Source organism: Micromonospora sp. NPDC093277 (genome assembly GCF_044765245.1).
Classification (GTDB): domain Bacteria; phylum Actinomycetota; class Actinomycetes; order Mycobacteriales; family Micromonosporaceae; genus Micromonospora.
The window spans coordinates 1-1,828 of the sequence record NZ_JBIWJO010000039.1; the positions used below are offsets into that span (position 1 = coordinate 1).

The 1,828-nt window shown below is 64.2% G+C and carries 2 protein-coding genes; both read left to right on the forward strand.

Features of this window, described 5'->3' with window-relative positions; all coding sequences use genetic code 11:
- The first annotated feature begins 288 nt into the window (after window positions 1–288).
- Window positions 289–585: a hypothetical protein gene (locus ACIRG9_RS31555; protein WP_402864202.1), complete on the forward strand. Its 297-nt coding sequence runs from the start codon at window positions 289–291 to the stop codon at window positions 583–585.
- A gap of 703 nt (window positions 586–1,288) precedes the next feature.
- Complete coding sequence (locus tag ACIRG9_RS31560; RefSeq protein WP_402864205.1) at window positions 1,289–1,519, forward strand: hypothetical protein; 231 nt, start codon at window positions 1,289–1,291, stop codon at window positions 1,517–1,519.
- The last annotated feature ends 309 nt before the right edge of the window (window positions 1,520–1,828 follow it).

Consider the following 1,828-nt stretch of genomic DNA (forward strand, 5'->3'; position numbering starts at 1 on the left):
TCTCTTCGTACCGGACCTGATCTGGCGCGTCTCACGCCTTCCCGGCATCCCAGGCGGCTACTGACTGCTACCACCCGCTTGCACGGAATGGCTCAATGACCGCCACGTTCGCCAGGCAGGCAGAGCGACGCGAGGCAGCCAGAAAGGCATTGCACCTCCTGCTCGGCCGGGGCGGTCAGCCAACAGACTTGGGGTAACGCCGAACTGAGCACGACGTCTCGGAAGATGCCAGGTAGAGCTGGACGACACCCGCGCCAGCGGTCCATGCCTATCTGGCACCCTGGCCGGTTGGGAACGACGCCCGGTGCCGGTTTGCACCTGGCCGGACACGTCGACGCCGACCCCGCCGAGGTGGCGACCCTGGAGGAAGTCCTCATCGCCCTGGACCAGATGCGCGTGGAAAGGGGCCTGAGCCTGCGGCGCGGCCGGGTGGTGGCCGGTCAGCCGATTCATCGGTACCGTGATGCGGTCCGAGAGACCGGAGATCTGGGGCCGAGGGCTCAGGTTTATGCGACCACGATCGGTAGGTACAATGCGACAAGCGATCAGTTGATTTGTCAGTCAGGCGTCTTTGTATGTTCATGACTTTAACCAGTAGGGCGCCGGTCTGTTCAATGCTGCTGTGTCTCTCTGTGGCCGGGCTGTCGGCCTGCGCCACTCACGGTCCGAACGAGTCGGAACGGTATCGGGACCGGCTGAACGTCGACGGATATCGGTTGATCGGAAAGAGCTACTCGGATGCGGCGATCGCCGTTTATGTCGGCCCCACTCGCAATGATCTCGTAGCGGGCGTTTCTGGTCCAAGCCTGACTCTGGCGAAAGGCGAAACCGACTGGTCGAATGGATCTTTTAAGTATGTGGCGGATGGTGTTGGCCATGACAGAGAAAGTGGGAATTGTCGCGTTACGGTCTTTCAACTCGATGCGCTACCCTCGACTGTGGAGTACGTTCGTCCTTACCATATAAATAGCCGGGAGCGCGACGAAATCTTGGCCGGGTCGATGTCCGTAGTGCGGATAGAAACGTTGTGTGACATGCAGAAAAGGCCGTAAAGCCGCCGGCTGACTTGATGGTGACTGGTGGCTGGTTCGTGCGGGTAGCCAGGTCGGCCGGCGGCGAGTTCGGTGTGGGCTTGCAGGACGTTGCGGCTCCCTCTGGTTCTTCTAAACCCTGTTCCTTGTTAGGCTGCGCCCGGCCATTGCGCCGGGCGAGGATCTCAACGCAGTCCGGGCCGCAGCAGGCGGAGCCGGGCCGGCCATGCCGTCGCTGCTGCAGGTCTTCGTCGCCGATGCCGACGGGACGATCGGGCGCGGTCGCCGCCGGAGCCCGCGTCGTCACCGTCCCGGCCACCCAGGCCTTCGGTCAGCGGGGCGGTCGGGTACGTGATCCGTTCGACAACATCTGGTGGATCAGCGCGGTGGTCGAGAACGTCGCACCCGAGGGGGGAGTGCGGCGGCTCGCCGAACCGCGGTACGCCGAAGCGATGCGCGAGGCGCAGGAGACCTGGACCGGGAGCTGAGCGGCCGCGCCGACAGCGTCGTCAGCCGCCCGCTGATCGGCTGAGCCCGTACCTGTCCAAGACGCCGCATTACCCAGCTTCAGACACGCACTCTTCTCGGCACGTCCGGACATCGGCGACCGGCGCCGACGTCACCTTCGGTGACGAGCGCTTCGCGGTAGATTCGGTCACCCGTTCGTGGTTCACACCGGCCCAAACGACGGGGCCCTTCTCTGCAGGGCTATTGCGTGTTCGGTTCGCGGGTCGTTGAGCTGGGGGTTCGCGGGGTGAGTGGCCTACCTGGAGGCGAATGAAGCGGGTGAGGCCATC

Excerpts from the sequence above, each read along its gene's own strand:
- ACIRG9_RS31560 (WP_402864205.1), top strand. The coding sequence starts at position 1,289 with ATGCCGACGGGACGATCGGGCGCGGTCGCCGCCGGAGCCCGCGTCGTC.